This window comes from uncultured Endozoicomonas sp. (genome assembly GCF_947495845.1).
GTDB lineage: Bacteria > Pseudomonadota > Gammaproteobacteria > Pseudomonadales > Endozoicomonadaceae > Endozoicomonas.
Map to the genome: position 1 here is coordinate 1 of NZ_CANMAO010000036.1, position 25,996 is coordinate 25,996.

Consider the following 25,996-nt stretch of genomic DNA (forward strand, 5'->3'; position numbering starts at 1 on the left):
TCCACAGGCAGTGGTAATGGCATAGGCTCTGGATCATCCACAGGCAGTGGTAATAGCGTAGGCTCTGGATCATCCACAGGCAGTGGTAATGGCATAGGCTCTGGATCATCCACAGGCAGTGGTAATGGCATAGGCTCTGGATCATCCACAGGCAGTGGTAATAGCGTAGGCTCTGGATCATCCACAGGCAGTGGTAATGGCGTAGGCTCTGGATCATCCACAGGCAGTGGTAATAGCGTAGGCTCTGGATCATCCACAGGCAGTGGTAATAGCGTAGGCTCTGGATCATCCACAGGCAGTGGTAATGGCGTAGGCTCTGACTGAGGTTCAGGTTCAGGCAGTGGATACCATTTTTGTACACCGTCAATATCAAGTCGACTCAGCTTGCCATCACCGGTATACCCAGGAGTACAATAGTTCATAACGGAGTTGGGATCATACTCTGTTAAGTACACATCACCATCGCCACCTTGGGGCTCAGCATCGCACTCCGGCGGGGTATCACCACGGTTCTGCTCATGCGCAAAACCGATGGCATGTCCAAACTCATGTACAGTGATTGCATTGATACAGTATTGACGACGACTCTGACACGCAGTGCTCCATTCCTCGAAGGTGAGGTTCAGCACCATTCCATTTTTTAGGCCGTCGAGGTCACTCCCCAACCCTTTAACATGAGGACCAGTATCTTCAATTTTAATTCTGATACCCAGACTGCCAGCTTCACAAGTCCCCCAACCGGTAAAAGTAAGTCCGGAATGACGCCCCCAAGTCGTATCAATCGCTTCTTTTACCCAGGCCCTTTCGGTTTTATCTGTATTTTTTGGATCAGCATTTGGATTTTCCCAACATACCGGGATTTCAGTGATTTCCCACATTGCAGATGTTAAGCCAAAAATTCTGCTCTCAATTGCATTGGTAGGGCTACAGATGAAAAAAAGTAATACCGAAAAAAAAGAAACCTTCCATTGGTTCATTGCGACTTATTCCTCATCGACAGGGCACCACTGACCATTTACACAAAGGTCTGGAGGAATTTGGTGGTACTGATATTCATTGCCTTTATAGATAAAAGATTCTAGATCATCGGAGAATTTGAATTCTGATGAGTCAAACTCTTTCTGAATGGGGTTATCATTACACAGTGATTGCCAGACTAATACTTTACCATCGAGAAACTCAATCCGATCTCTCCATGATTTTATATAGGGTGCACCCGGTGCAAATGCTCTACAAATATAACCTTCTTCAAAAAAATAATAACTTCTACCGGCAATATCTCTTTCATACACTTTTGCTCCATGGTCTTCCTCACACCCAGAAGCACTAATCGAAACAGCTCCAACAAAAACAAGCATTAACAATATTAATTTATTTATCATAGGGAACCCTTAATCATTTACCAGGGTAGGAAAAATCAATTACCGAGCATTCAACAAATGCATGAAATATAATTATTATGGCACGGGCATTAATTAAAACCATACAATAAGCTTAAATTTCTTATTTCAGAAAAGATACGACCAAATGAATAGATTCCTCATGATCACAATGCTTATCATCCCATTGTCAGGGATAGCCGACACTGTTTACAAGTGGAAAGATAAAAGAGGTGTCACTAATTTTTCTAGCCAGCCAAAGTACAAACAAGAACAAAAACAAAAACAAAAACAAAAACAAACACACAGTGCTGGTCAAAATTTTGACGCATACAGCAAGCAACCTATAAACCAGATAAATAGAGTAAAGGATAAATCTTCTTACTGCGATTCATTAGACATTTTCATTTCTGTTTTACGTGGGGAAGTAGATTTGGCTATTGAAATAAAAAACCCTGATGGGCAATATCAAATAATAAATCCTGAAGAAAGAGAATCTGCCATCAAAAGTATTTCTAAAGAATCTAAAGAAAAATGCATTCAACCTCATCAGATATAAATAGGGGTACCAAAATATATTTTGATAACCCTATGTCTTTAAATAACGACTTTTTTAATCCCCAACTCCATAAAAGTCTTTATATTTGACCTGAAATACTCTCCCCCTCCAATAAAATTCAAGAGAATTCTTAGATTCTATTTCAGACTTCTCGTCCAATTTAAGCTCAATATTTCGAACAACAGAGAAATCATTCCACTTAATTATGGAGCGACCTTGTAAAAGCTGCTCTGGCATAAATGCTACACCGGCAGAATGTGCGGTTAATGCTTTACCTTCATGACAATAGAAGCCTCCTGCTGCACAGGACTCATAGATAACACTATATTTATCATTACCCAGGCTAGGGAATATGCGAATAAGTCCTCTTTCCCAAAACCAGCTTCAGTGATACCAATGGCTTCTGAAGTTGAGTCAGGACTTATTCGCACCTTCCTTAGCCCAAAGGATCAGAAACAGATTCCTGTGTCATTAACCAGGCTGAATGATCAAGACTCTTATTGTAAGACCCTAAGTAACTTCATGAAGGTCATGAACGGTGAGTTAGAGATGTTAGTTGAAGTTAAGAATGTCGGGGGCAATTATCAGGAGCTCAGTGCTGAAGAACGTATGCAAGAAGCCAAAGCAATTCGCAAAGAGTTCAACAGCGTTTGCATATAAAACAGGTCGTTATGGGCTTTCTGGCTACTCTGACCACGGCATCTCAGGCAGTAAGCCCAGATGCCTCTCATAGCGCTCCAAGTTGAACGCTGAACCATTATTCACAACATCATCCAGCTCAACGCACAATGCACAGGCGATATACTCAATCGCCTCTTCTCGCTCAATACCTTCCAGCATTAAGCGCATTAGCGTCTCTTTCACTCGTGGTGGATTATTTTCTGCCAACTGATTTTCAACAATCTCAGTGACCTCTTCACCACCCATTACATCATCGTTCTCAGCCATCACAACACTCCAGAAACTATGCCAAAGCCTATAAAAACCGGCATTTTATCGATAAACAACAGACGTTTTCTATCTTTGTCTCACTTCTTATTACTGGAAGGTTATTACTGACAGATTTCCCTTGCGACTTCAGTAGAATGAGAGTACGAATAACATTTTTCGTTCAGGCAAACAGGAGGCCGCCTGTGTACAAAGTCTACGGAGATGCCCAATCCGGTAACTGTTACAAAATCAAGCTCCTCATGAACCACCTTGGTGTTGAGAGTGAATGGGAGCACGTTAATATACTTGGTGGTGGCACTCATACCGATGAGTTTCTGGCCATGAACCCCAATGGCAAAATCCCGGTCATCCAGTTGCCTGATGGCAGATATCTTTGGGAATCCAACGCCATTCTCAATTACCTGGCCGACGGTACTGACTATCTACCATCTGACCCTTTCCTGCGGGCAAAAGTTCTCGAATGGCAGTTCTTTGAGCAGTACAGCCATGAGCCTTACATCGCCACAGCCCGTTTCATCGTGAAGTATCTTGGCCGCCCCAAGAAGCACGAAGCTGCCTTGCAGGCGAAAAAGGCCAGTGGATACACAGCATTACAGGTGATGGAAACCCATCTGGAACACAATGATTGGCTGGTTGGCGAACATATAACTATTGCTGATATATGTCTCTACGGTTATACCCATGTAGCGCCAGAAGGTGGCTTCGGTCTTACCGATTTTCCATTTATTGTGGCATGGCTGAAGCGGGTCCGTGAGCATCCGAAGCACGTAAAAATGGGCTAAATCAATCCATTAGCCATCACAATTGGCTTCTTGATTCCCCGTAACAGCCTGCGGTGTAGGTAAAGGCGCCGGATGCTGTTACACTTCCCGCTCAGCAAATACAGTCATTACGCTGAGGTTACAAATGGGGTTTCTTGATCAGATTCATGCTGCCATGGAGAAAAACAACTCTCTGCTGTGTGTAGGCCTCGACCCTTCTCCAGAACGTTTCCCATCAGCCATTGCTGGCGGTGAGCAGTCTATTTTTGAATTCAACAAAGCCATTATTGATGCCACTGCGGATCTGGTCTGTTCTTATAAGCCGCAAGCGGCCTATTACCATGCCTGTGGCGCGGAAGATCAGCTGGCCAAAACCATCGCTTATATCCACTCAGAGTATCCTGGCATCCCAGTGATTCTGGACTCCAAGCGGGGGGATATCGGCAGCACCGCCAGTCAATATGCCATTGAAGCTTTTGATCGTTATCAGGCGGATGCGGTTACTGTGAACCCTTATATGGGCATCGATACCATTGAGCCCTTCACAACTTACGCTGATAAGGGCGTTGTTGTGCTCTGCCGAACTTCGAATCCGGGTGCAGCGGCAATCCAGAATCTAAAGATTCAGAAGGACGACGGTAATTCAGCACTGCTTTACGAAGTCATCGCCAAAATGTGCCAGCAGGACTGGAACCAAAATAACAATGTCCTACTCGTTGTCGGTGCCACCAATCCTGCAGAACTTAAGTGTATACGTGAACTGACCGGTGATATGACGTTCTTGGTTCCCGGTTTAGGGGCTCAGGGTGGTGATGTAGAGGCCACGGTGAAAAGCGGGCTGAACAGCGAAGGAAAAGGTATTATCGTCAACTCCTCCCGGGGCATCATTTACGCCAGCAGCGGAGACGATTTTGCAGAGGCAGCAAGACAGGCAGCCATTGAGCTTCGTGACGAAGTGAATCAATACCGATAACCAGCATTGAAAAGGCTCGCTTGCCGAAAGTATCCAGCAAGCGAGCCTAGCTTATCGGTTATCAACCAACTTCAGTTTCGAAGCAGTCCTTATTCATCAGTCGGACTTTCCAAACTCTTGCTGAAACCCGGCATTATCCAACTCATCTGTAAGAATATAGTCAATAACGTGCAATACGCCTTCGTGATTATTGCCCGGCGCTTTATATCGGGCAACGGATTGAACGTGGTGGTTCGCATTGTCCATGGCAAAACTAAAGGCGGCCTTTTCCAACATCTCCATATCATTGCCACTGTCGCCAAAAGCGGCAATTTCATGATCAGCAATGCCCCATTGTTCCTGAAGCAACTGAATGCCATGGGCTTTATGGATGCCGGGCATAATCAGATCCATCCATTCGTGACCACTGGTAACAGGCACAAGAACATCACCCAGTTGCTCATTGGCTTGAGCCAATACCGCATCGTGAATGTCAGCCGGCATTCGCAAGGCTATTTTAATAGCCGTGTCGTTTATATCCCCGTAGCTGTTGATGGCTTCATGGTGCTGATAATACTTGTTAGCATTCGACAGATCTTCAGCACTGGCGGTGTTCAGAATATAAGCGCCATTGCGACCACAGATAACCGCACTCACCTGTTCCAGACGTTCCAGAAACTGATAAGCCCTTGTCATGATGCTGTTGGGGATTTCTCCAACATACAACTCCCGTTGTCCATCGTGAACATAACCGCCATTGTCGGCGACATAGGCGATATCATTGAAGTCGTCGTCAAAGTAGGATTTCAGCTTGGTGTATTGATTACCACTGGCCACAACAAAGCGTATGCCTTTTTCTTTTAACGCTTGGTATTGTTGTATAAACCGTTGGCGATTGTAGGTTTTGTTGTCACAAAGAAACGTGCCATCCATATCGACAGCAATCAGTTTAATACGGGAGCTATCTGCCATTCGTTGTTTATCTCTGCAAGCAGTGAAAGGTTCCCCAACAAACTACTTTACCTTATCTCCATCTGAAATAAGGATAACTACCTTCCAACACCCTCTGCTCTCTTGTGCATAACTCTGCACAAGAGAGCAAAACCACGCTATTTCGATCTAAAAATAATACCGTGCCTGCAAAACAGCTCGGTCATCAACATCGTCACCATCCATGTCAGTACTGTTTTCAAACACATAAGTACCTGAAAGTTGTAGTGGCCCCGTCGTATATACCAGCCCAACCGGGTAGTACTCTACTTCACCTTCACCCGCAGCACTGCTCTTATCCTTTAATTGGTTATAACCCGTTTCTATTTTCAGGTTGTCCTGAAACTATGCGTGAGCTGCACAATCTGCTCGTGAGTTCCTGGCTGGTTAGCGTTGTAGGGGTAGTCCAGCTGAAAGGTTTTATTGCAACAGCGGCAAATAAATCGTTGTAGCCCTGATCTGGCTTTCCTGTTTCTGACAATATCATCAGTTGTACGACAATGAATACGTTTAACTTCAACAAAAGTCATGAAAGTACAAAACAAAACTAGCAGAATAGCAGGCTTTACTGATGTTTCACCTCCACCAACTCTTCTGAACTTTTACCCTATGTAGTGGTCAAATTTATGGGTGCCCGAAATTTTTAATTATTAATTTGGTCTGCCAACCATGTCGCTGCGCCTACTAATGGGGCATTAGCAAACTCCCAATTATCGACCGTATTTTTTTCTTTGTTTTGAACGCCCCACCTAGGCATCATGAATAACGGTTTAGAAATAACAAGTCGGCTGGTTTCGTCAAACAAACCAGACAATTTTGCTTGCTCTATTGCTATTTCCAGAGAAGAAATTAAGCGATACTGCTTTTCAAGAATATCAGAATTTTCAGCAGGTATTCCTCTATATGGGGTTTCAGCAGCTATTTGAAAAAAAACTGCAAGGTTGGATGTCACCAAATAATAATGAAGAGCATAAGATTCCACACCATGCCCTGCATACCCTACTACCAGATAATCCTCTACGGGCTTACTCATGAACTCCTCCATGAACCATTGAATGCGCCAAGGAGAAGGAATATCAGTACGGTTAGAGTAATATTGAGAGTTGCTTATACAGCACAACTTATCACTCATTTCTCGAGGAATTGGAGGCAAGGGCATTTCCTGAGATAATAAGAGCTCCTCAATGCCAGCCACAGTATTATTCATATTAACCTCTCCCTAAAAAAAGATACGGGTTTAGTACCATCAATATCTTCCATATGATTCAAATGCTGCAGCATATTGCGGTAGTAACTTCGATCATTCGGGGCTCTTTTCAGTAACAAAAGGGTATTTTTAGGAGGGATACCATAGGTATTATCCAGCCCCCAATCAGAAATAATCAGGCCTTTTTCTGCAAGACCATTTGCATGTTCTTGCAAGTCATGAATTCTACTTAACGTGGCGTTAATTTCCCTCTCAGTAAGAAGACCTTTCAAATCCTGAGCCAGTGCTTTTTCATCCAGATTCATAAGTCGTGTAAACAGGTCATCATCTATAACAGGTGGCCACCCTGCTCGACTACCTGAACGTCGAAGCGACGGATCAGGATGCATTTTATATTTAACATTGAGAAGCCCCGGAAAAAACGACAGATCATTATCAATCAAGGTCACTCTGCCCGAATCAGGGTCTATAAATAGATTTCCAAAATGCCTATCGTACTGCCCACAGACGCCATCTAACCATTCAGCCCGAATAAGGTTTTTACGAATAGTGGCAGACACATCAGGCTTTGAAGAGTCATTTAGAGGGATTTCAGGTGTATATTTTTCATCCCCTTCATCTTCAACAGCGTAACCAACCAGCCGATACCCTTCTGCCTCTTCCATCAACAAGCCTAACTTCCCATCATGTGTTGATAAAGTCATTCCGGGTAAAAGGTCAAGCCCGAGATGTTCCTGAACCTTCAAAGTGGCTATATTCCTTGCTGCAAACTTCGGCCTCTGGGTATCAAGATAGTTATCCAGAGCAACATGATTTTCTTTATAATAATTGCTTATATCAACAGCATCCTCTGCCTTAAAAATCCGACTAACTTCACCTTCTGCTGACTGGTATGTCAGCTTGTAAACAGTATGAAATGAACCATTCCCGAAGCACTTTTCACTTCCCTTAACAACATCCAGATCACTAAAACCACCAAACAGGCTTATGGTTTCAGGTGTTATTTCATAGCCTGTTCGCTTAAGTTCTATCATGGCCTGCCAGTCAATGACACTGCCATCAGGCAGATCAATATCTTTATCTTGCATAACCTGAAGGACAAGTTTTCTCTCATTATTTAGCTGGTCACGGCAGTTATTTAACCATTTTTTATTGTCCTCACTTGCAGCCCACTTTGGAGAAACATTGTCTGCAATAGCATTCAGGTCATTGATTACCTCATTAAGAGCAACCAAGATTTCACGCCCTTCATTTTGGGTATTAGATAATGTAAACACTTTTGACAGTAATTTCAGATATGTATTGATAGACTTCTCAAACCGAGTTAAATCATGCGCCTCACTATCAGCAGTCTGTATTTGAAAACGGCCACCCGCTCCCAAAGGCAAGCCCTTCAATCTCTCAATGGTTTTTGTAGGCTGCTCAAACCGAGTCGTAATTCGCTGATCATCAACACTCAAACGTTCTATCAGTGCGTCGATTTGCTCACAGGCTGAAATATTTGCATCCGCACTTTCAGGGTTCAGAGCAATCGAATCTCTTGCTGACAAACGTTTTTCAGTAACACTTTGACCACCAGATGTTGGCAATTGTTTCTGGCTATCAGTGGCATGCAGTTCACGTCCATTAAGTTTCGATTGTCTTTGGGTTTCTGTTATTTTGGACTCTTCTCCACTTACACCAACACCATGCCCGCCCCCTGTTTTTCCAACTCCCTCCACACCAAACTCCAATCTAATGAGTTTCAAAATAAAAACTTCTTTCGGCGGTAATAAAATAATATTTAGAAGGAAAAGGACAGTCATAAACTCACTCTCAGATCACTTCCATTGATCTACACTTCAGCGACTCTATAGAAACAGATCCTGAATCAATGACAAAAGTTGCCATTATCGGTGCCGGCCCTAGCGGTTTATCGCTTATGTTGGCATTCCGTGCTGCACAGCAAAACGGTGACTCTATTCCCGATATTGTATGCTTCGAAAAGCAGGAAGCCATTGGCGGACAATGGAACTTCAGCTGGAGAACCGGAGTAGATCCGTTCGGAGAACCCGTCCACAGTTCCATGTATAAACACATCTGGTCCAACGGGCCTAAAGAGTGTTTGGAATATCCTGACTACACCTTTGAAGACCATTTTGGTCACGCCACCCCCAGCTTCCCGCCACGACAGGTTATTACGGATTACCTCTGTTCCAGAGCCACCAAAGGGCATATTGATGAGTGGATTCGATTCAATCACGTGGTGCGTTGGGTCGAGTATCTACCTGATGAGAAAACGTTTGCAGTCAGCTATCACGATTTGGTTAATGATCACCAAACCTGTGAGCATTATGATTATTTAGTGGTAGCGACAGGGCACTTTTCTACGCCGTCTATTCCTGACGTTGAGGGCATGGATGACTTTTCGGGTAGCGTTATACATGCGCACGATTTCAGGGATGCCCGTCATTACCAGGGACAGCGAGTACTGATTGTTGGCGGCAGTTATTCTGCAGAAGACATTGGTTCACAATGCTGCAAATTTGGCGCGGAACAAATCATCACCAGCTCCCACAAAAAACTAATGCAGGCCAATAGGCCGGATCACTGGCAACTTAAACCCATACTGACAAAACTGTCAGACGACACTGTTCAATTCCAGGATGGCACTACTGCAAATATTGATTCAATCATCCTGTGCACAGGCTACCGCCACCACTTTCCTTTTCTTGAAGAAAGTCTTCGTCTGAAAACCAGAAACCGGCTATGGATTCCCAATTTATACTGGGGTGTCTGTTGTCACTGGAACCCTCAGTTGATGTATCTGGGCATGCAAGATCAGAGTTATTCATTCACCATGTTCGACGCTCAGGCCTGGTTCGTCCGCGACGTCATATCAGGTAAACGGTCTCTTCCCTCTCTCGAAGAGATGCAAAGGCATACTCTCTTGTGGCTAGAAAAAGAAAAACGACTGGAAACAGATGAAGAGAAAATCCGCTTTCAGGGTAACTACTTAAAAGAGCTGATCCAGCAAACGAACTACCCATCAATAGAGATAGAAGCAATCAATCGTATGCTGATCGACTTTATGCACAATGCCCATTGGAATATTTTAGGCTACCGAGACAAGAATTACGCATCAGTCATGACAGGAAACCCATCTCCTTCCTACCGGTTAAAGTGGTTCGAAAATATGACTGATGAGCAATTAGATTTGAACAGTTCCAACTGATTTTCCTATGCTCTCTTGTGCATAACTCTGCACAAGAGAGCAAAACCACGCTATTTCGATCTAAAAATAATACCGTGCCTGCAAAACAGCTCGGTCATCAACATCGTCACCATCCATGTCAGTACTGTTTTCAAACACATAAGTACCTGAAAGTTGCAGTGGCCCCGTCGTATATACCAGCCCAACCGGGTAGTACTCTACTTCACCTTCACCCGCAGCACTGCCCTTATCCTTTAATTGGTTATAACCCGTTTCTATTTTCAGGTTGTCCTGAAACTGATAACTCACATAAAGCTCATAACCTTCCGCCTTATCCACTTGCCCCAGGTAATCATGGGCATTACGATCTTTCAGTTCGGCGTACGTCAGAGCGGCGTAGAGTTTATCCGCCTCATATTTGGCACCCACTATCGCAGACTTTGCCTTTTTACTTTGATCAGAAACTGTATTTTCAGTTAGGTCATCCAGCTTGGCTTCATTGTAAGCGACACCAAAACTCAGCCCCATTGGTAAATCGTAGCTGGCAGCAAAACCATATGCGCTGTCGCGATTGGTATAATCACGATCTAAATCAACAACATCTCTGTCACCCATCTGATATTGAGCCGAAAAACTCAACCCACCAAAACTGCCGTTATATTGCAGTGCATCATCAGCACGAGATGTACCCAGCACTTCCGCATCTTTGCCATAAAAACCAGAGGCATCACCACCCACTGTGGCGAACATATCCGTCCAGCCTGCCACTTGGCTATAAGACGACCACTGTTTACCAAATGCCAGTGAACCCCACTGTTCACTTTCCACACCAACATAACCAAGACGCTGCCACATCAAATCGCCCTCATTACCATTCACATCACGCGTATCGCCGGAGCTGCCGGTATCGATCCCCCATTCCGCCATGGCAAACGCAGTAAGATCGTCGCTTAAGATAGATTCAAATCCAAAGTTGATTCGGCTGCTGTCACCTTCATGTTTTCCGTCATCCTGATCCGTGTATCGAAGGTCGAGATACCCACCCAGAGTTGCTTTGTTTGTGCCATCATCATGTAACGTAATGGCCATTGCCTGATTGGCGATTAAAGATGTAAGAGCGGCTGCAATCAGTGTTTTCTGCATGAGAAATACTCCTGCCTCATGTTATTGTTGGAATCAAACAATCAGACATCATTTATAAATTCTGATTAGGTTAAATCCCTTGCCGTGTTGAATTGTTGCGACTTAATTCTCTGACAGAGAGTAGAATTTGGCACGTTGATTGTTTCAATCTCCCTATTGACCTAATCGATACTTCTACAACAGATAAGCCAAAATACTTATTGGTCATTTCGATGAGGTCATGAAGAATATCCATTGGAATTATCATTCACGCTGAAATAATCTACACATGAATCATTCATTGCTCTTGATTAAAATGTGTGTGTTTGTGTTATAGCCGGCATTGTTAATTCAGCAGTGCCGGCATTTTTATGGGAAGAATAAATACATGGTGACCGGAAGGCTGAAAATGAGCTTGCTACCTGCCTTGCAGGCTCTACTTGATACCACCAGCGTAACAAAGGCCGCCGAGCTAATGCATGTCACGCAATCCACCATGAGTCGAACACTTTCTCAACTCCGGGATGCTCTTAACGACCCTATTCTGGTTCGCAATGGCAACAGAATTTCCCTCTCGGCAAAAGCAAAACGTATTCAACCAGAAGTTGATAAAATACTGAATCAAGCAAATAATATTTTTGAAGCATCAGCATTTAACCCTGAAACCTGTACAAAGAAATTCAGTTTTGTCACTGGCATGAATTTCCAACAACGTTTTTTATCCAGTGCACTAACCAATATACGATCCTGTGCTCCGGGCATGTCATTTATCATTAACATTTCAGATAAAGACTCAATCAAAGACTTGAAAGATGGCGTGCATGATTTAGGAATATTTCAAACCAGTGTCAGTGATGATGAATTGACTGAAACCCCAATCGCCGACGGCACCGTTTGTATTCTTGTTAAGAAAAATCATCCATTAAGCAAGTATGAAAACTTGCGGATGGCACAACTGGATGACTACCCTTTTATAGGCTCCGATGCACCCATGGTGACAGAAAAAGCCGCTAGAAAGTTAAAAGAAAACTCCGACTCCATCGCCTCCCCCTGGCTGACTATCGCGAACTTCTCGGCAATACTGGATATCTTACGCAGTACAGATGCATTCACCTTGGTCACATTGCTTATGCAGCCTGAGTTGGCAAATAGCCCTGACTTTCAGGTGATCCCGCTCCCAGTAGAGTTTCCGCCCGCCACATTAAAACTGATCTGGCCACAGCACTGGGAATGCAACTCGGCTCACCAATGGTTACGCAATCGAATAGAGCAAGAGCTCAGGCATTTTTACGCTCAGTACAACGATCTTGAAAAGCTACGCTACGCAGCGCAATGAACTTCACTCTCCACCATCAATTAGCACAAGCTTTGTTAGACAAAGCCTTACCAATAATGCCCCAGAAGCAAAGTATACTGCCCCTGTTGTTCATATTGGTAGGAACCCCTCAAATCCCAGTTTTTTGCCAGCTGATATCGAGTCTCAAAACGATAACTGTTGAAGCTTGATCTGGATTCATCCAGTTGCTTCTTGTGCTGATATTCAAACTGAGTATTAAGGTTTTCAGTCATGCGTGTCACCACGTTCAGAGTCACGCGCCCTTCAATATTTCCCGATCCTTGCCTGTTATCTCTCACAGCCCCACCAATAAAGCCTGACACGATGACATCATCACCTAAAGTCGTCGTATACCCTTTATCACCTTCAAGTTGTAGAGTCAGACAGGTTTCCGTGCAATCAAATCGAACAGACTGCAAGCCTGCTTTTAAGCGCCACGCTGTTCTCTCATCCCCAGGAAGCCCTGTTACCTTCGTTGAAAGGCTTTTAATGCTGACGAGATCTACCGAGTTGAACATTACTTTGTCATTAATTGCAGAAAGCTGAACCTGACCCATAATCAGTTCGCCATATTCTGAATGCTCTAAACCAGCATCAAGACTATCGTAGTATGCAGGCCGAATGTTCAGTCTGGCGCCACTACCTGCCCCTTCAGTGTGCACCCACCCGAATTGAATGAAACTTGGGTCACGTCCTTCGTGGGGATAAGCAAGCTCTTGCGTCACCGGCATTTTCACCCCAGGTGGAAGACGATAACGATGAGCCAATACACTCTGATACGATTGCTTCACAGCCAGTTCATCATCTTCCTCTCCGGCTTTTCCTACAAACTGGTAATAATCCAACAAGGTATCCAACACAGAATACCTGTCGTCTAGAGGCTCGGAATGAAATGATGCAGAATTAAGAATAGGTGGGTTCTCAATCGCTTCTGTCACATATTCTTTCTGTTGAGCGTTCAACGAAGCAAAACCTTCATAAAGTCGAGATTGTCTGGAGGGGTGAAATGAAACCTCCTTCACCAAAGAGCGTTCATCCAGCGTCGTACGATCCAACTCAAGAATCTGAGACTGAGGGATAACCCAAAGATTGTTGTCCGGATTCGCTTTCACACCTTCAATCAGTTCCAGCAACTCCCCTAGTCGAAATGAACAATTCTTATTTAAGAAAAAGTATTGATACTCTTTGCCCATCACCTCCCAGATATGGGCAAGCACAAAATCGACCTGATCTGCTGTCAGATCCAGCTCATACTCCCAGAGATCCCGCAGCTCCAACTCTCCATAATTCTGGTTATGGAAATAGTATTCAGCATGGCTGAAGCCACCGTTGTAGCCCCCAAATAAGCCTTTGAGAATATAGCTGAGCGGATCATCGCCATCGTTCACAATGGCTCCAAAGTTGATACTGGTATCCAGCAAGCGTGTTCGAGTTTTATCTTTTGAATTCAGTTTGAGTAGCGTGTGGCCATAATAGGACGCTGGATTCCCAAGATATCCGGAGGCAAAAACAACACTAATGGACTCTGCCGCCCCCTCTTCAGTCCATTTCAAATACTCAGGACAACGCACAGGGATTACAGTTTCGTCAGTCAGTTTCAGTTCTGATTTCAACCATTGATATCTGGCAGGAAAACGACACTGAGCATGTAAATTATCATCACTACTAACGGGCAAAGAAAATGCATTTATCGTTGCTAACAACTCAGACTTTGGGTCTGTTCGTCCATCAGCTGCCAGAAAAAAGTCATCGGTTAAAATGGCACTTTCAACACCTGATTCCGTCCATGAGTCAGGCTCATAAACCAGCAACTTTTTCCATGTGTTGCTATGAGACAGCCTTTGGATAATGGCAGAATCAATAGAAGATGAGTGCGTCGATATTACACTTGAAAAAGCAAAAAACGGGAAGAAAAGTGATAGCCAGCATAGTAGAAGTTTTTTGATCACGGCTTACAAATCTGGAGTTAGAGATATGCCTGAAGGCTGACTAACATGTTTTGAGACGCCGCCTGATTAAACAGGCAACGTCTTATAACAGAGCTTACGCAGAACAGCTGTCTGCAGCGCTTGCAACACCAGCATCCATAGCCTGATAGTACTGAGCAGCTTTCTCAACGTCAGACAGTGCTGAATAATCAATAGCCATCACATTACCTGCCATATCTTCACGAATGGAAGAGACGATGGTCTGGTGAGTAGATGCCTGACAGCCACGAACCGTCAACATTGCAGTCAAATGCTCTCCCTGACCCAGAGCTGTTTCTTCAGCAAGGTTATCGTAGTTGTCGATAATAAACTGCGCCGTTTTTACACTCTTACCATTGCAGGTTTCTGGGCTCATGGTTGCCGAAGTGACAGCTGTAGTACCAACATCCCAAATAATATTTGAGGTCACGGCAGCCCACTTAGGGCCATCAGCAAACAGTGCTGCACCAATACCGCAGTCAGAAAATGGGTTTGGCCCTGATCCTGTCGGCTTGGCGGCACTTACAGAGGTAGCAACACACAGAAGAGCAGTAGCAATTACTGGAAATTTCAACATCGATAAGCATCCCTGATCTTTTATTAGGACTGGTTCAGGCTTGCGCTAAAACCATATATTCATAAAGGATTTACATCATTATCCGTGAGAGGATGATACTTTTCAGTAAAAATAAAAACAATGAACATCTGTCGTATTAGTGCTGGTGATCACATAATTCAAGCATATGAAGTATATCGCACAAATGTGCACGATTTATTGTTCATTGACAACAGTTAGACGTATTGCCCAGAACAATACCCCGAAGCCCACGCCCATTGAAAGTTGAATCCACCTAAGTGTCCAGTGACGTCTAAAACCTCTCCAATAAAGTACAAACCTTTTTGATTCTGACTCTCGAAAGTTTTGGAAGAGATATTATCGGTAGCGACGCCGCCAAGGGTCACTTCAGCTTTTTTATAACCTTCAGTGCCTGCAGGCATAAGCACCCAAGATTCAAGGTATTCGGAGATCTCTTGCAGCTGGCTGGTATTCAATTGCCCTATTATTTTACGACCATCATCAGTGAGTGTTTTGAACTCGCCGAAAGTACAAAGTGCAGTTGTCAGGCGTCGTGTTAACTTATCGGACAGAATGGTTCTAAATTCTGCCTTCGGCCTTACGTCTTTCTGTTCAGCAAGCCAGTCTGCAATGGAAATGCCGGGAAGCCAGTTCACCATGACTTTCTGACCGGCTTTCCAGTAAGAGGAAATTTGCAGAATCGCTGGCCCACTTAAACCTTTATGGGTGAACAGCAGGTTTTCACGGAAGCTTTGGCCGTTGCAGCTGACTAACACATCTGCGCTCACGCCGGACAGCTCTATAAAATGAGACATCCATTGTTTATCCATAGTGAACGGTACCAGGCCGGGAGTGCGCTCAATAAGGTGATGCCCAAACTGCTCTGCCAATTCATATCCAAGACCGGAAGCGCCCATGGTTGGAAATGATAAACCGCCAGTAGCGACCACCAGTGATTCACAGGAAATATTTCCCAAGGTGGTATCCAACTGAAACCCTGTACTCGCTCCCTTTACCTTTACATGGTTCAGTACCGCTTTCAGGCGAATGGTCACACCGACCTTTCTGCATTCCTCCACCAACATCTCAACAATATCGCTGGATTGCTCGTTACAGAATAATTGTCCGAGGGTTTTCTCATGCCAGGGGATATTGTATTTATCCACCAACGCCTGAAAGTCCCACTGGGTATAGCGAGCCAGTGCTGATTTGCAGAAATGCGGATTGTTCGAGAGGTAATTGGCAGGTTCTGCATACATATTGGTGTAGTTGCAGCGACCACCACCGGAAATCAGGATTTTCTTGCCGATTTTGTTGGCATGATCAATCACCAGAACCTTTCTGCCACGCTCACCAGCGGTCAATGCACACATCAATCCCGAGGCTCCGGCGCCGATAACAACGGCATCGTAGTGCATGGATGGCAGTAAAGGCTGATTCAGGGGCATGTTTCAATATCCGGCGAGTAAACAGGTGTATCGCCGCGCAATATAGCGAATGCCGCCAGTAGACTCCAGTGAGTAGTCTCCGGCACAGCCTCAACCCTCTAAAATTATGATAAAAGGAATTGAACTAAAGCACTTTGAAAAGGTCTTATTTTATGACCACTAATAACATTGAGGGACAGACCTATGGCAGACCAAAACCAACAAGAAATGACCGAAGAAGATAAAGAAAATCAGCAGGAAATTTTCAAGCTAGCTGATAAATTCATAGCCCTTGCTAACAACATGAATATGAGAGAAAAGAAGGAGTTATGGAAGATTGGCACTGCTTTTCGCTTTGCTGCAGCCCGCTACAGCTCCCATGAATCAGCTGTCGGCAGTCCAAATCTTGAACAGGACAGAGAAAAGCTCGAAGAGTGGATAAATGGCCAGTTCACCACCATGTTGACCGAGAATATGCAAATGCAGCTCGCCATCATGAAGGACGAACAGCAAAAGACTCAGAATTAATTGACAGGGAAACCTATCCCTTACCCTTAAGACCACTATCGTGCGACTTTTCAACCCGCAGATTAAGTGCTTGTTCAGGCTATGCCGACTTATCTTGAACCCGTGGGTCCAATGTATGGCTTGATACACAGTTCAAGCCATGTTTCTGCCATGCCTCTCTGTAAGAACGACACACCTTGGTTCGCCAGTAGCAACATAACTACCTGATCTTGCTGTCCACGCGGGCAATGATATTCACATCAAGACCGTGATGAATCAGTGAACCTAATGTTCTCTGGTGTGCTTCGCAGGGTCAGACCGCAATGAAATAATATACTTTCTAACCCCTTTTCAACATGCCGGATGGCATTCGATAACGTCGGCTAAGAGAAAAAGGTACGAACAGCGGCTTTTGAGATACTTTGCTCTTCATAAATAGCAACAAACTAATTGGGCAGGCGAATATCAATCGGGTACTTATAATCCAGAGATAATTAAAGGTTATGGATGATCTAACTAAACGGTATTTCTGTGTATGGGTTATAACCCGTAGAGTGGCAACCGTTCTTTCCGGTTAACCGGTTATCCGTAATAAATGAAAGGTGTGTTACATGTCAAAGCCACTGGTGGTCATTACAGGTGCAAGCTCTGGTATTGGTGAATCGATTGCCAGACAGTTGAGTGGCCAAGGCCATCCATTGCTTCTGTTGGCGCGTCGTGTTGATCGGCTGGATGCTCTAAATTTACCGAACACACTTAACCGAAAGGTCGATGTCACCGATCGTGACGCGGTGAAAGCCGCTATTGCTGAAGCAGAAGAAACCTTCGGGCCAGTAGACTGTCTGGTAAACAATGCTGGATTAATGCAATTAGGATCAGCAGCAACACAAGATCCAGCCGAATGGGATGCTATGTTGGATGTAAACGTCAAAGGTTTACTGAATGGTATTCACTGTGTTGTGAAATCCATGCAAGAACGTAGAGCGGGAACCATCATTAACATCAGCTCTGTAGCTGGTATTAAAGGCTTCCCGAATCATGTGGCTTACTGTGGAACCAAGTACGCAGTTCATGGCATCACCGAAACCCTGCGCGAAGAAGTTGCTAACGATAATGTTCGTATAATTGTTGTTGCACCAGGCGCTGTTGAAACAGAACTACTGAGTCATACCACCAGCGATGAAATTAAAGAAGGTTATGAAGGCTGGAAGGACAGTATTGGCGGTGCAATCCATGCCAATGATATTGCCGATTGTGTGAGCTTTGCTTACAACATGCCACAGAATGTTTGCGTGCGGGAAGTGGTGGTGGCAGCTACACGACAGCAGCCTTAAGCGGCTATCGAAAGATTTTCAAGTTTCGTTCCCATGCTTTTATGCCCTTTGAGTATACGTGGGAGTCGGAAAGCCTGATATTTGGGGTATGCATTCCCACGCTGGAGCATGGGAACGAGGTTTCTTGAGTTTTGTGATCAACTATTTCAGTAATAAAAAATCAGGCATAAAAAAAACCCTGCAGCTGCAGGGTTTTTTATGAAATCAGCTCGCTCATTTACCCAGCTTTTTACGAATCGCCTGAAGCGTTCTAAGTTGGGCAGCGGCTTCCGCCAACTGAGTTGCAGCTCTGGAGTAGTCAAAGTCACCGCTTTGCTTCTCAAGTGCTTTTTCAGCCTGACGCTTAGCTTCTTCAGCTGCAGCTTCATTCATGTCATCAGCACGCAGCGCTGTGTCTGCCAGAATCTTGATCTGATTCGGCTGCACTTCCAGAAAACCACCGGAAACGTAGAAGACTTCTTCTTCACCACCGTCTCTGACCAGTCGAACCGGGCCTGGGCTCAGTTCAGTCAGCAATGGCGCGTGGCCTGGAGAAATACCCAGATCACCCATAATGCCGGTAGCGATGAGCATCTCTACCTGACCTTTGAAGATCTCTTCTTCGGCGCTTACGATATCGCAATCTACGGTTAAAGCCATAATGTGTTCCCCCTTCGGGTCGTTATCCGTTGACCGCATTCCGTTATCCGTAAAAAGCAGCGCTCTTGCGGATAACGGCCATCGGACAACGGGTAGCGGTTACATGGACTTGGCTTTCTCAACCGCTTCGTCAATGGAACCAACCATGTAGAAGGCCTGCTCTGGCAGTGCGTCATACTCACCTTCCAGAATGCCTTTGAATGCACGGATGGTGTCTTTCAGAGACACGTATTTACCTGGAGAACCAGTGAATACTTCCGCTACGAAGAATGGCTGAGACAAGAAGCGCTCAATCTTACGAGCACGGGATACAGTCTGTTTGTCTTCTTCAGACAGTTCGTCCATACCCAGAATCGCGATGATGTCTTTCAGTTCTTTGTAACGCTGCAGTACGGTCTGAACGCCACGAGCCACATCGTAATGTTCCTGACCAATGACCAGAGGATCCAGCTGACGTGAGGTGGAATCCAGAGGGTCGATCGCAGGGTAAATACCCTTGGAAGCGATGTCACGACTCAGTACTACGGTTGCGTCCAAGTGAGAGAACGTGGTTGCAGGAGACGGGTCAGTCAAGTCATCCGCTGGTACGTATACCGCCTGGATAGAGGTGATGGAACCGGTCTTCGTAGAAGTAATACGCTCCTGCAGAACACCCATCTCTTCCGCCAGTGTTGGCTGGTAACCTACCGCAGAAGGCATACGACCCAACAATGCAGATACTTCGGTTCCCGCCAGGGTGTAACGGTAGATGTTGTCGATGAACAACAGTACGTCACGACCTTCGTCACGGAACTTCTCAGCCATGGTCAAACCGGTCAGGGCTACACGGAGACGGTTTCCGGGTGGCTCGTTCATCTGGCCGTACACAAGGGATACTTTGTCGATTACGTTGGAATCGGTCATTTCGTGGTAGAAGTCGTTACCTTCACGGGTACGCTCACCTACACCTGCAAATACCGAGAATCCGGAGTGCTCGATCGCAATGTTACGGATCAGCTCCATCATGTTTACGGTTTTACCAACACCGGCACCACCGAACAGACCAACCTTACCGCCTTTAGCAAACGGGCAAACCAGGTCGATAACCTTGATGCCGGTTTCCAGCAGTTCGTTGCTGGACGCCTGATCCGCATAACTTGGCGCTTTACGGTGAATAGAGGCACGCTCTTCTTCGCCGATCGGGCCTTTTTCATCAATTGGGTTACCCAGAACGTCCATGATACGTCCGAGGGTCTTCATACCAACCGGCACCTGAATGGGTGCGCCAGTGTTGGCAACGTTCAGCCCACGGGAAACACCTTCGGTGGAACCCATGGCGATAGCACGAACCACACCGTCACCCAGCTGCTGCTGAACTTCCAGAGTCAGTTCTTTACCATCTACATTCAGTGCGTCATACACTTTCGGGACACTGTCCCTTGGGAATTCGACGTCGATGACGGCGCCGATAATTTGTACGATACGACCGCTACTCATAGCCTTTCCTCACCTTCTATTTTCCGACCGCGCTTTTTATGCGGCTGCGGGCGCTTTATACCGCAGCGGCGCCGCTAACAATTTCAGACAATTCCTGTGTAATCGCCGACTGTCGAGCTTTGTTGTACACCAGCTGCAAGTCATCAATCAGGTTGCCGGCGTTGTCGGTGGCGCTCTTCATCGCAACCATCCGCGCTGCCTGCTCACAGGCGTTGTTTTCCACAACTGCCTGGAATACCTGAGATTCGATATAACGAACCAAAAGACCATCCAACAACTCTTTGGCATCGGGCTCATACAGATAGTCCCATGGTCTTTTCAGAGACTCATCATCATCAGGCACCAGTGGCAGCAGCTGCTGAATCTCAGGCTTCTGAGTCATGGTGTTAACAAATTCATTCTGCACCACGAACAAGCGATCGATCCGTCCTTCTTCATAGCTGTCCAGCATGACTTTCACACCACCGATGAGGTCACCAATATTCGGTGCATCACCAATGTGGGTCAGCGCTGCGACAACATTTCCGCCATAACTGCGGAAAAAGGAAACGGCTTTACTGCCAATCAGACAGAGGTCAATCTCAACGTCTTTATCATTCCAGGCTTTCATGTCCTCGACGGTTTTCTTGAACAGGTTGATGTTCAAGCCACCGCACAGGCCACGATCGGTAGAGACAATAATGTAGCCAACCCGCTTAACGTCACGCTCGATCATGAAGCTGTGTTCATACTCGGCATTGGCGTTGGCAATGTGTCCTACTACCTGGCGAATACGATCCGCATAGGGGCGGCTGGTCTGCATCCGCTCCTGGGCTCTACGCATTTTACTCGCCGCCACCATTTCCATGGCGCTGGTGATTTTCTGCGTACTTTTAATGGACGATATCTGCGTCCTTATCTCTTTTGCACCGGCCATAATCAGTTTCCAGTTGTCAGTGATCAGTTGTCAGTGTTAACCGCCGGGCAGTTTTTCAGGGTCAGCATTTAAACCGACCACTGACAACTGCCTACTGATAACCGCTTACCAGGTCTGAGTAGCCTTGAACTTCTCAATGACTTCTTTCAGGCCAGCTTCGATCTCGCCGTTGTAGTCACCGGATTCATTGATCTTCGCCATCAGAGCAGCGTGCTCAGCATTGGCGTAGCTGATCAATGAGCCTTCGAAGGCGCCAATTTTGTTCAGGGCAACATCTGCAAGGTAGCCTTTTTCTGCAGCGAAGATCACCAGACCCATGGCTGCAACCGACATGGGTGCATACTGAGTCTGCTTCATCAGTTCAGTAACACGCTGACCGTGTTCCAGCTGCTTACGGGTTGCTTCGTCCAGATCAGAAGCGAACTGGGCAAATGCCTGAAGTTCACGATACTGAGCCAGAGCCAGACGGATACCACCACCGAGCTTCTTGATGATCTTGGTTTGCGCTGCACCACCTACCCGGGATACCGACACGCCGGCGTTCATCGCAGGACGGATACCGGCGTTGAACAGGTCAGTTTCCAGGAAGATCTGACCGTCAGTAATAGAAATTACGTTGGTCGGTACGAAAGCAGATACGTCACCGGCCTGAGTTTCGATGATTGGCAGTGCGGTCAAAGAACCGGTTTTGCCTTTCACTTCACCGTTGGTGAACTTCTCAACGTAGTCGGCGTTAACCCGTGCTGCCCGTTCCAGAAGACGGGAGTGAAGATAGAAAACGTCACCTGGATACGCTTCACGACCCGGTGGACGACGAAGCAGCAGGGAGATTTGACGATAAGCCCAGGCTTGTTTGGTCAGATCATCATAAACAATCAGAGCGTCTTCACCGCGGTCACGGAAGTATTCACCCATGGAGCAACCACCAAACGGTGCCAGGAACTGCATGGCCGCTGGGTCTGCAGCGCCGGCTGCAACGACGATGGTGTGATCCATCGCACCGTGCTCTTCGAGCTTACGTACTACGTTGGCAATGGTGGACTGCTTCTGACCAACAGCAACGTAGACACACTTAACGCCGGTGCCTTTCTGGTTGATGATGGCATCGATAGCCAGTGCAGTTTTACCGGTCTGACGGTCACCGATTACCAGCTCACGCTGACCACGACCGATTGGCACCATGGCGTCTACCGCTTTATAACCAGTCTGAACTGGCTCATCAACGGATTGACGGGCGATTACGCCTGGAGCTACTTTTTCGATTGGAGAAGTCTGCGTGGTGTTGAGTGCACCTTTTCCATCAATCGGGTTACCCAGTGCGTCGACCACTCGACCCAGCAGTTCATTACCTACTGGTACTTCAAGGATTCGACCGGTGCACTGCACTTTCTGACCTTCAGCCAGATCGCCGTAATCACCCAGAACAACGGCGCCGACTGAGTCACGCTCAAGGTTCAGTGCCATGCCGTAAACATTGCCCGGGAATTTAATCATCTCCCCGTACATGGCATCAGCCAGACCATGAATACGTACAATACCGTCAGTTACGCTGACAATCGTGCCCTCATTCTGGGCTTCACTGGACACATCAAGCTGCTCAATTCGGCTCTTGATGATGTCACTGATCTCGGAAGGATTCAGTTGCTGCATAGCTTACCTGCCTCACTCTACCGCAAAAAATACAGTCTTATGCCCGTCGCCTTTGAAGTTGCTACTTTGTTGGCTGCTCTCACTCACCCCAGTCACTTAGCTATCTAAGCTCCTGGGATTCGCTCCCTTGCCGCCGCGTATCAACTCCAAATCCTTTGGGCTTAAATTCTCTAAACCGACGCTATCGCCTGCTGCCAATGGCCATGAACTTTATTGCTGATGCACATGATGAGTAAAACTGTACCTTTACGGTTCATGAGCGCCGTGGCTCCATGAAAGGTTCAATACTCAGGAAATCATCGCATCGGCCAGCTTGTTCAGCCGGGCGCGGAGACTGCCATCAATGACCATGTCACCCGCTTTGACGATAACGCCACCTATAATTTTACTGTCGATCTCTGTCTCCAATTGGACAGAACGCCCTAGGCGGGCCGCCATTTTCTCGGCCAGCTTATCTTGCTGTGCCTGACTCAACGGATAAGCTGAAGTCACAAATACCTTCTGAGAGCGTTCTTCTTCTGCTCTCAACTGGGCGTACAGAACGACGATTTCAGGCAATAGCTCTAAACGACGATGTTCTGACAACACCCGAAGGTAGTTTTCAAATGACTTATCCAGACTGTCCTGGCAAAGCCCGATAATAATATCTGCCTGCTGTGCGCCACTCAGTTGAGGATTGCTCAGCATATCAACCACTTTCTGATACGCGGTCACGCTGGCACTCAGTGACAGCATTTCAGACCAGCGCGCCAGCAGCGACTCATTACGGGCATACTCAAACGCCGCTTTGGCGTAAGGGCGAGCACATGTGGTTAATTCCATGATCTCCTGCCCTCTTAAAGTTCAGACGCCAGATCATCAACCAGCTTGCCATTTGCCGCTTCATCCAGACGTTCGCCCAGAATACGTTCGGCACCGGCAACCGCCAGTGAGGCCACCTGGGCACGAAGTGCTTCACGGGCACGGTTGGCATCCTGCTCAATTTCAGCAGCTGCCGCAGCCTTGAGGCGATCGCCTTCGGCACGAGCCTGTTCTTTCGCTTCGTCTACAATCTGACTAGCACGTTTGTTCGCCAGCTCAATGATGCCCTGAGCTTCTACTCTGGCTTCTTTCAGCAGTTCAGCGACTTTTTCATTGGCCTGAGCCAAGTCATTTTCTGCTTTATCAGCAGCAGCCAGACCATCGGCTATTTTTTTCTGTCGGTCGCTCAGTATCTGTGTCAGCGGTGGCCATACATATTTCATGCAGAACCACACAAAGAACATAAAAGCGATGGATTGGCCGATCAGAGTTGCATTTAAATTCACGCCACCACCTCTTGCTTCTTGTTAATGTCGTTGGCTCTTTTCAGAGCCTTGCCTTCCGACTTTTGATACCAACACTTTATACGACTGCGGACTATTGTTTTCACAGTAAGCCCGCCTATCGAAAAGCACTGGGTACCTTCCTGGCGTCATTTTCGCTAAAACTTTATATAAGCTTAGGGCTACTCATAACGCGTCAGGCCAGTCGGGCATTAACGTCTTTGCTTACAGCAGTCCAACGAACGGGTTAGCAAAGGTGAAGAACAGGGCGATACCAACAGCAATCATTGGGATCGCATCAAGCAGACCCGCTACGATGAACATTTTGGTTTGCAGCATTGGTGCAGTTTCAGGCTGACGGGCACACCCTTCCAGAAACTTGCCACCCAGAAGTGCAAAGCCAATACCTGTTGCCAGTGCAGCCACACCCAACATAATTGCAACACTGATTACAGTCAGTCCAACTACCAGTTCCATATTTCCTCCCGACTTTTCAGGTCGTGTGTTGTGAGATTTAGCGGTCTTACCATTTCTGCTTTCAAATCATGGGCTGTGCAGACATCTTGGCCGATTGGATCTGCGTTGAAGCTCCTCGCCATAGCTTTGGCTATGACTCGTCACTTCGCCTTGCCCAATCGCCCAACCTGACTTGCTCGCTCCATAATTTGAAAGCGCCAATGGTAATAGTTATTCATTTATCCAGCGGGCAAATTGCTTTCACACCTTGCCCGCCTACCTTTCTATCACTCAGTGATCTTCATGAACGCTGCTCAGATAAACAATAGTCAGTGTCATGAAGATGTAAGCCTGAAGGGTAATAACCAGGATGTGCAGCACGGCCCAGCCAAAGTGCAGTGGCAGCTGTGCATAACCAATCATGGCGATCAGGATAAATATCAGTTCACCGGCATACATGTTGCCGAACAGTCGAAGACCCAGAGAAACGGGTTTCGCTAATAGAGAGACAGTTTCCAGCAGCAGGTTGATTGGAATCAGGACAACCTTGGCTACCGGGTTCTTACTGGAGAACGGGTGCAAAGCCAGATCGGCAAATAAACCACCGATGCCTTTTACCTTAATCCAGAAGAAAATCATGATGAAGAACACACTGATGGACATCGACATGGTGATGTTCGGATCAGTGGATGGCACGATCTTCATGTATGGAATACCCGCCAGCGTGGCAAGCCCCGGAATCCAGTCAACCGGAATCAGATCCATCAAGTTCATGAAGAAAATCCAGACGAAGATGGTCAACGCCAGTGGCGCTATCATCGGATTTTTGCCGTGGAACGATTCGCGAACGCTGGTATCAATGAACTCAATAATGGATTCAATAGCGTTCTGCAGGCCACCGGGGACGCCAGTAGTCGCACGCTTAGCTACATAGCGAAACAGCAATACAAAGGCGAACCCAAGAAATACGGACCAAAGCATGCTGTCTACATGAATCGCCCAAAAACCCATCTCTTTGGCTTCCGCCGATGTGATGGCGAATGTCCAGGTTGGCTCAGTCAGAACTCCCTGAGGATTTCCATAGTTGTCGATACGCTCATAACCAGCAGGCAGCTGACCATACGTCAAATTCTGCAAGTGGTGCTGTATGTATTCAGTAGCAGTATTTGCCATGGTTATTCCTGTAAACCGTCCATCATACTTCTTACTTTCAAAGCTATTTCAAGCACTCAATTCCGCCTCTAAGAGGCATCCTGTCATAACTTGAAGTAACTCTTCCACCTAACTTTCCAG

Annotated in this window: 25 protein-coding genes and 1 pseudogene; 8 read left to right on the plus strand and 18 right to left on the minus strand. The window is 46.2% G+C overall.

Annotated elements, in window-relative coordinates; translation table 11 throughout:
* Positions 1-878 (minus strand): annotated as a pseudogene (locus Q1B11_RS17730) (hypothetical protein); the annotation flags it as partial.
* 105 nt (positions 879-983) lie between these two features.
* Positions 984-1,382, minus strand: a complete 399-nt coding sequence (locus Q1B11_RS17735) for a hypothetical protein (protein ID WP_299734868.1) — start codon at positions 1,380-1,382, stop codon at positions 984-986.
* A gap of 160 nt (positions 1,383-1,542) precedes the next feature.
* On the opposite strand from Q1B11_RS17735, the gene Q1B11_RS17740 reads away from it, so the two are divergent.
* Both Q1B11_RS17740 and Q1B11_RS17745 read left to right on the plus strand, forming a co-directional pair.
* The gene (locus Q1B11_RS17740; protein WP_299734870.1) at positions 1,543-1,938 is read left to right on the plus strand and encodes a DUF4124 domain-containing protein; all 396 of its coding nucleotides are present in this window, start codon (positions 1,543-1,545) and stop codon (positions 1,936-1,938) included.
* 396 nt (positions 1,939-2,334) lie between these two features.
* Positions 2,335-2,598: a hypothetical protein gene (locus Q1B11_RS17745; protein WP_299734872.1), complete on the plus strand. Its 264-nt coding sequence runs from the start codon at positions 2,335-2,337 to the stop codon at positions 2,596-2,598.
* A 24-nt stretch (positions 2,599-2,622) separates the two neighbouring features.
* Here the strand turns inward: Q1B11_RS17745 and Q1B11_RS17750 are convergent, their stop codons facing one another.
* Complete coding sequence (locus tag Q1B11_RS17750) at positions 2,623-2,886, minus strand: hypothetical protein (RefSeq protein ID WP_299734873.1); 264 nt, start codon at positions 2,884-2,886, stop codon at positions 2,623-2,625.
* 185 nt (positions 2,887-3,071) lie between these two features.
* On the opposite strand from Q1B11_RS17750, the gene Q1B11_RS17755 reads away from it, so the two are divergent.
* Together Q1B11_RS17755 and pyrF are read left to right on the plus strand one after the other, a co-directional pair.
* Positions 3,072-3,671 (plus strand): glutathione S-transferase family protein, encoded by a 600-nt coding sequence (locus Q1B11_RS17755; protein ID WP_299734875.1) that lies wholly within the window; start codon positions 3,072-3,074, stop codon positions 3,669-3,671.
* A 124-nt stretch (positions 3,672-3,795) separates the two neighbouring features.
* On the plus strand, positions 3,796-4,623 hold the full coding sequence (gene pyrF, locus Q1B11_RS17760) for an orotidine-5'-phosphate decarboxylase (RefSeq protein ID WP_299734877.1): 828 nt from the start codon (positions 3,796-3,798) through the stop codon (positions 4,621-4,623).
* Positions 4,624-4,719: 96 nt separating this feature from the next.
* On the opposite strand, the gene Q1B11_RS17765 is transcribed toward pyrF, so the two are convergent.
* The 3 genes from Q1B11_RS17765 to Q1B11_RS17775 form a co-directional block, all read right to left on the minus strand.
* Positions 4,720-5,574, minus strand: coding sequence for a Cof-type HAD-IIB family hydrolase (locus Q1B11_RS17765; RefSeq protein ID WP_299734878.1), 855 nt, complete (start codon positions 5,572-5,574; stop codon positions 4,720-4,722).
* Positions 5,575-6,235: 661 nt separating this feature from the next.
* A complete protein-coding gene (locus tag Q1B11_RS17770) occupies positions 6,236-6,799 on the minus strand; it encodes a hypothetical protein (protein ID WP_299734880.1) in 564 nt (187 codons plus the stop codon).
* Positions 6,796-8,604 (minus strand): hypothetical protein, encoded by a 1,809-nt coding sequence (locus tag Q1B11_RS17775; protein WP_299734881.1) that lies wholly within the window; start codon positions 8,602-8,604, stop codon positions 6,796-6,798. Before Q1B11_RS17775 ends, Q1B11_RS17770 begins: the two co-directional genes overlap by 4 nt.
* Before the next feature lie 68 nt (positions 8,605-8,672).
* On the opposite strand from Q1B11_RS17775, the gene Q1B11_RS17780 reads away from it, so the two are divergent.
* Positions 8,673-10,013: an NAD(P)/FAD-dependent oxidoreductase gene (locus tag Q1B11_RS17780; protein WP_299734882.1), complete on the plus strand. Its 1,341-nt coding sequence runs from the start codon at positions 8,673-8,675 to the stop codon at positions 10,011-10,013.
* A gap of 60 nt (positions 10,014-10,073) precedes the next feature.
* Here Q1B11_RS17780 and Q1B11_RS17785 read toward each other — a convergent pair whose 3' ends face one another.
* Positions 10,074-11,135: a porin gene (locus tag Q1B11_RS17785; RefSeq protein ID WP_299734883.1), complete on the minus strand. Its 1,062-nt coding sequence runs from the start codon at positions 11,133-11,135 to the stop codon at positions 10,074-10,076.
* 388 nt (positions 11,136-11,523) lie between these two features.
* Here Q1B11_RS17785 and Q1B11_RS17790 point away from each other — a divergent pair, with 388 nt between their 5' ends.
* Complete coding sequence (locus Q1B11_RS17790) at positions 11,524-12,450, plus strand: LysR family transcriptional regulator (protein WP_299734885.1); 927 nt, start codon at positions 11,524-11,526, stop codon at positions 12,448-12,450.
* Between the two features lie 47 nt (positions 12,451-12,497).
* Here the strand turns inward: Q1B11_RS17790 and Q1B11_RS17795 are convergent, their stop codons facing one another.
* The 3 genes from Q1B11_RS17795 to Q1B11_RS17805 form a co-directional block, all read right to left on the minus strand.
* Entirely contained in the window at positions 12,498-14,399 is a 1,902-nt protein-coding gene (locus Q1B11_RS17795) for a DUF4105 domain-containing protein (protein ID WP_299734886.1), read from the minus strand.
* Positions 14,400-14,493: 94 nt separating this feature from the next.
* Positions 14,494-14,994 (minus strand): DUF3015 family protein, encoded by a 501-nt coding sequence (locus Q1B11_RS17800; RefSeq protein WP_299734888.1) that lies wholly within the window; start codon positions 14,992-14,994, stop codon positions 14,494-14,496.
* A 215-nt stretch (positions 14,995-15,209) separates the two neighbouring features.
* On the minus strand, positions 15,210-16,442 hold the full coding sequence (locus Q1B11_RS17805; RefSeq protein WP_299734890.1) for an NAD(P)/FAD-dependent oxidoreductase: 1,233 nt from the start codon (positions 16,440-16,442) through the stop codon (positions 15,210-15,212).
* Positions 16,443-16,625: 183 nt separating this feature from the next.
* Between Q1B11_RS17805 and Q1B11_RS17810 the strand changes: the two genes are divergently transcribed.
* Entirely contained in the window at positions 16,626-16,949 is a 324-nt protein-coding gene (locus Q1B11_RS17810; protein ID WP_299734891.1) for a DUF3144 domain-containing protein, read from the plus strand.
* Positions 16,950-17,539: 590 nt separating this feature from the next.
* Positions 17,540-18,262 (plus strand): SDR family oxidoreductase, encoded by a 723-nt coding sequence (locus tag Q1B11_RS17815; protein ID WP_299734893.1) that lies wholly within the window; start codon positions 17,540-17,542, stop codon positions 18,260-18,262.
* A 213-nt stretch (positions 18,263-18,475) separates the two neighbouring features.
* On the opposite strand, the gene Q1B11_RS17820 is transcribed toward Q1B11_RS17815, so the two are convergent.
* From Q1B11_RS17820 to atpB, 8 genes are all read right to left on the minus strand, one after another.
* On the minus strand, positions 18,476-18,901 hold the full coding sequence (locus tag Q1B11_RS17820) for a F0F1 ATP synthase subunit epsilon (RefSeq protein WP_299734946.1): 426 nt from the start codon (positions 18,899-18,901) through the stop codon (positions 18,476-18,478).
* 99 nt (positions 18,902-19,000) lie between these two features.
* On the minus strand, positions 19,001-20,377 hold the full coding sequence (gene atpD / locus Q1B11_RS17825; protein WP_299734894.1) for a F0F1 ATP synthase subunit beta: 1,377 nt from the start codon (positions 20,375-20,377) through the stop codon (positions 19,001-19,003).
* Positions 20,378-20,432: 55 nt separating this feature from the next.
* Positions 20,433-21,293, minus strand: a complete 861-nt coding sequence (gene atpG, locus Q1B11_RS17830; RefSeq protein ID WP_299734896.1) for a F0F1 ATP synthase subunit gamma — start codon at positions 21,291-21,293, stop codon at positions 20,433-20,435.
* A 105-nt stretch (positions 21,294-21,398) separates the two neighbouring features.
* Positions 21,399-22,943: a F0F1 ATP synthase subunit alpha gene (gene atpA / locus Q1B11_RS17835; protein WP_299734897.1), complete on the minus strand. Its 1,545-nt coding sequence runs from the start codon at positions 22,941-22,943 to the stop codon at positions 21,399-21,401.
* Positions 22,944-23,231: 288 nt separating this feature from the next.
* On the minus strand, positions 23,232-23,765 hold the full coding sequence (locus Q1B11_RS17840) for a F0F1 ATP synthase subunit delta (protein ID WP_299734899.1): 534 nt from the start codon (positions 23,763-23,765) through the stop codon (positions 23,232-23,234).
* 14 nt (positions 23,766-23,779) lie between these two features.
* Positions 23,780-24,250 carry a F0F1 ATP synthase subunit B gene (locus Q1B11_RS17845; RefSeq protein WP_299734901.1) on the minus strand — a complete coding sequence of 157 codons (471 nt, stop codon included), beginning with the start codon at positions 24,248-24,250 and terminating at the stop codon, positions 23,780-23,782.
* A 222-nt stretch (positions 24,251-24,472) separates the two neighbouring features.
* Complete coding sequence (gene atpE / locus Q1B11_RS17850; RefSeq protein ID WP_067515877.1) at positions 24,473-24,724, minus strand: F0F1 ATP synthase subunit C; 252 nt, start codon at positions 24,722-24,724, stop codon at positions 24,473-24,475.
* A 270-nt stretch (positions 24,725-24,994) separates the two neighbouring features.
* Positions 24,995-25,876, minus strand: coding sequence for a F0F1 ATP synthase subunit A (gene atpB / locus Q1B11_RS17855; protein ID WP_299734903.1), 882 nt, complete (start codon positions 25,874-25,876; stop codon positions 24,995-24,997).
* Positions 25,877-25,996 lie beyond the last annotated feature (120 nt).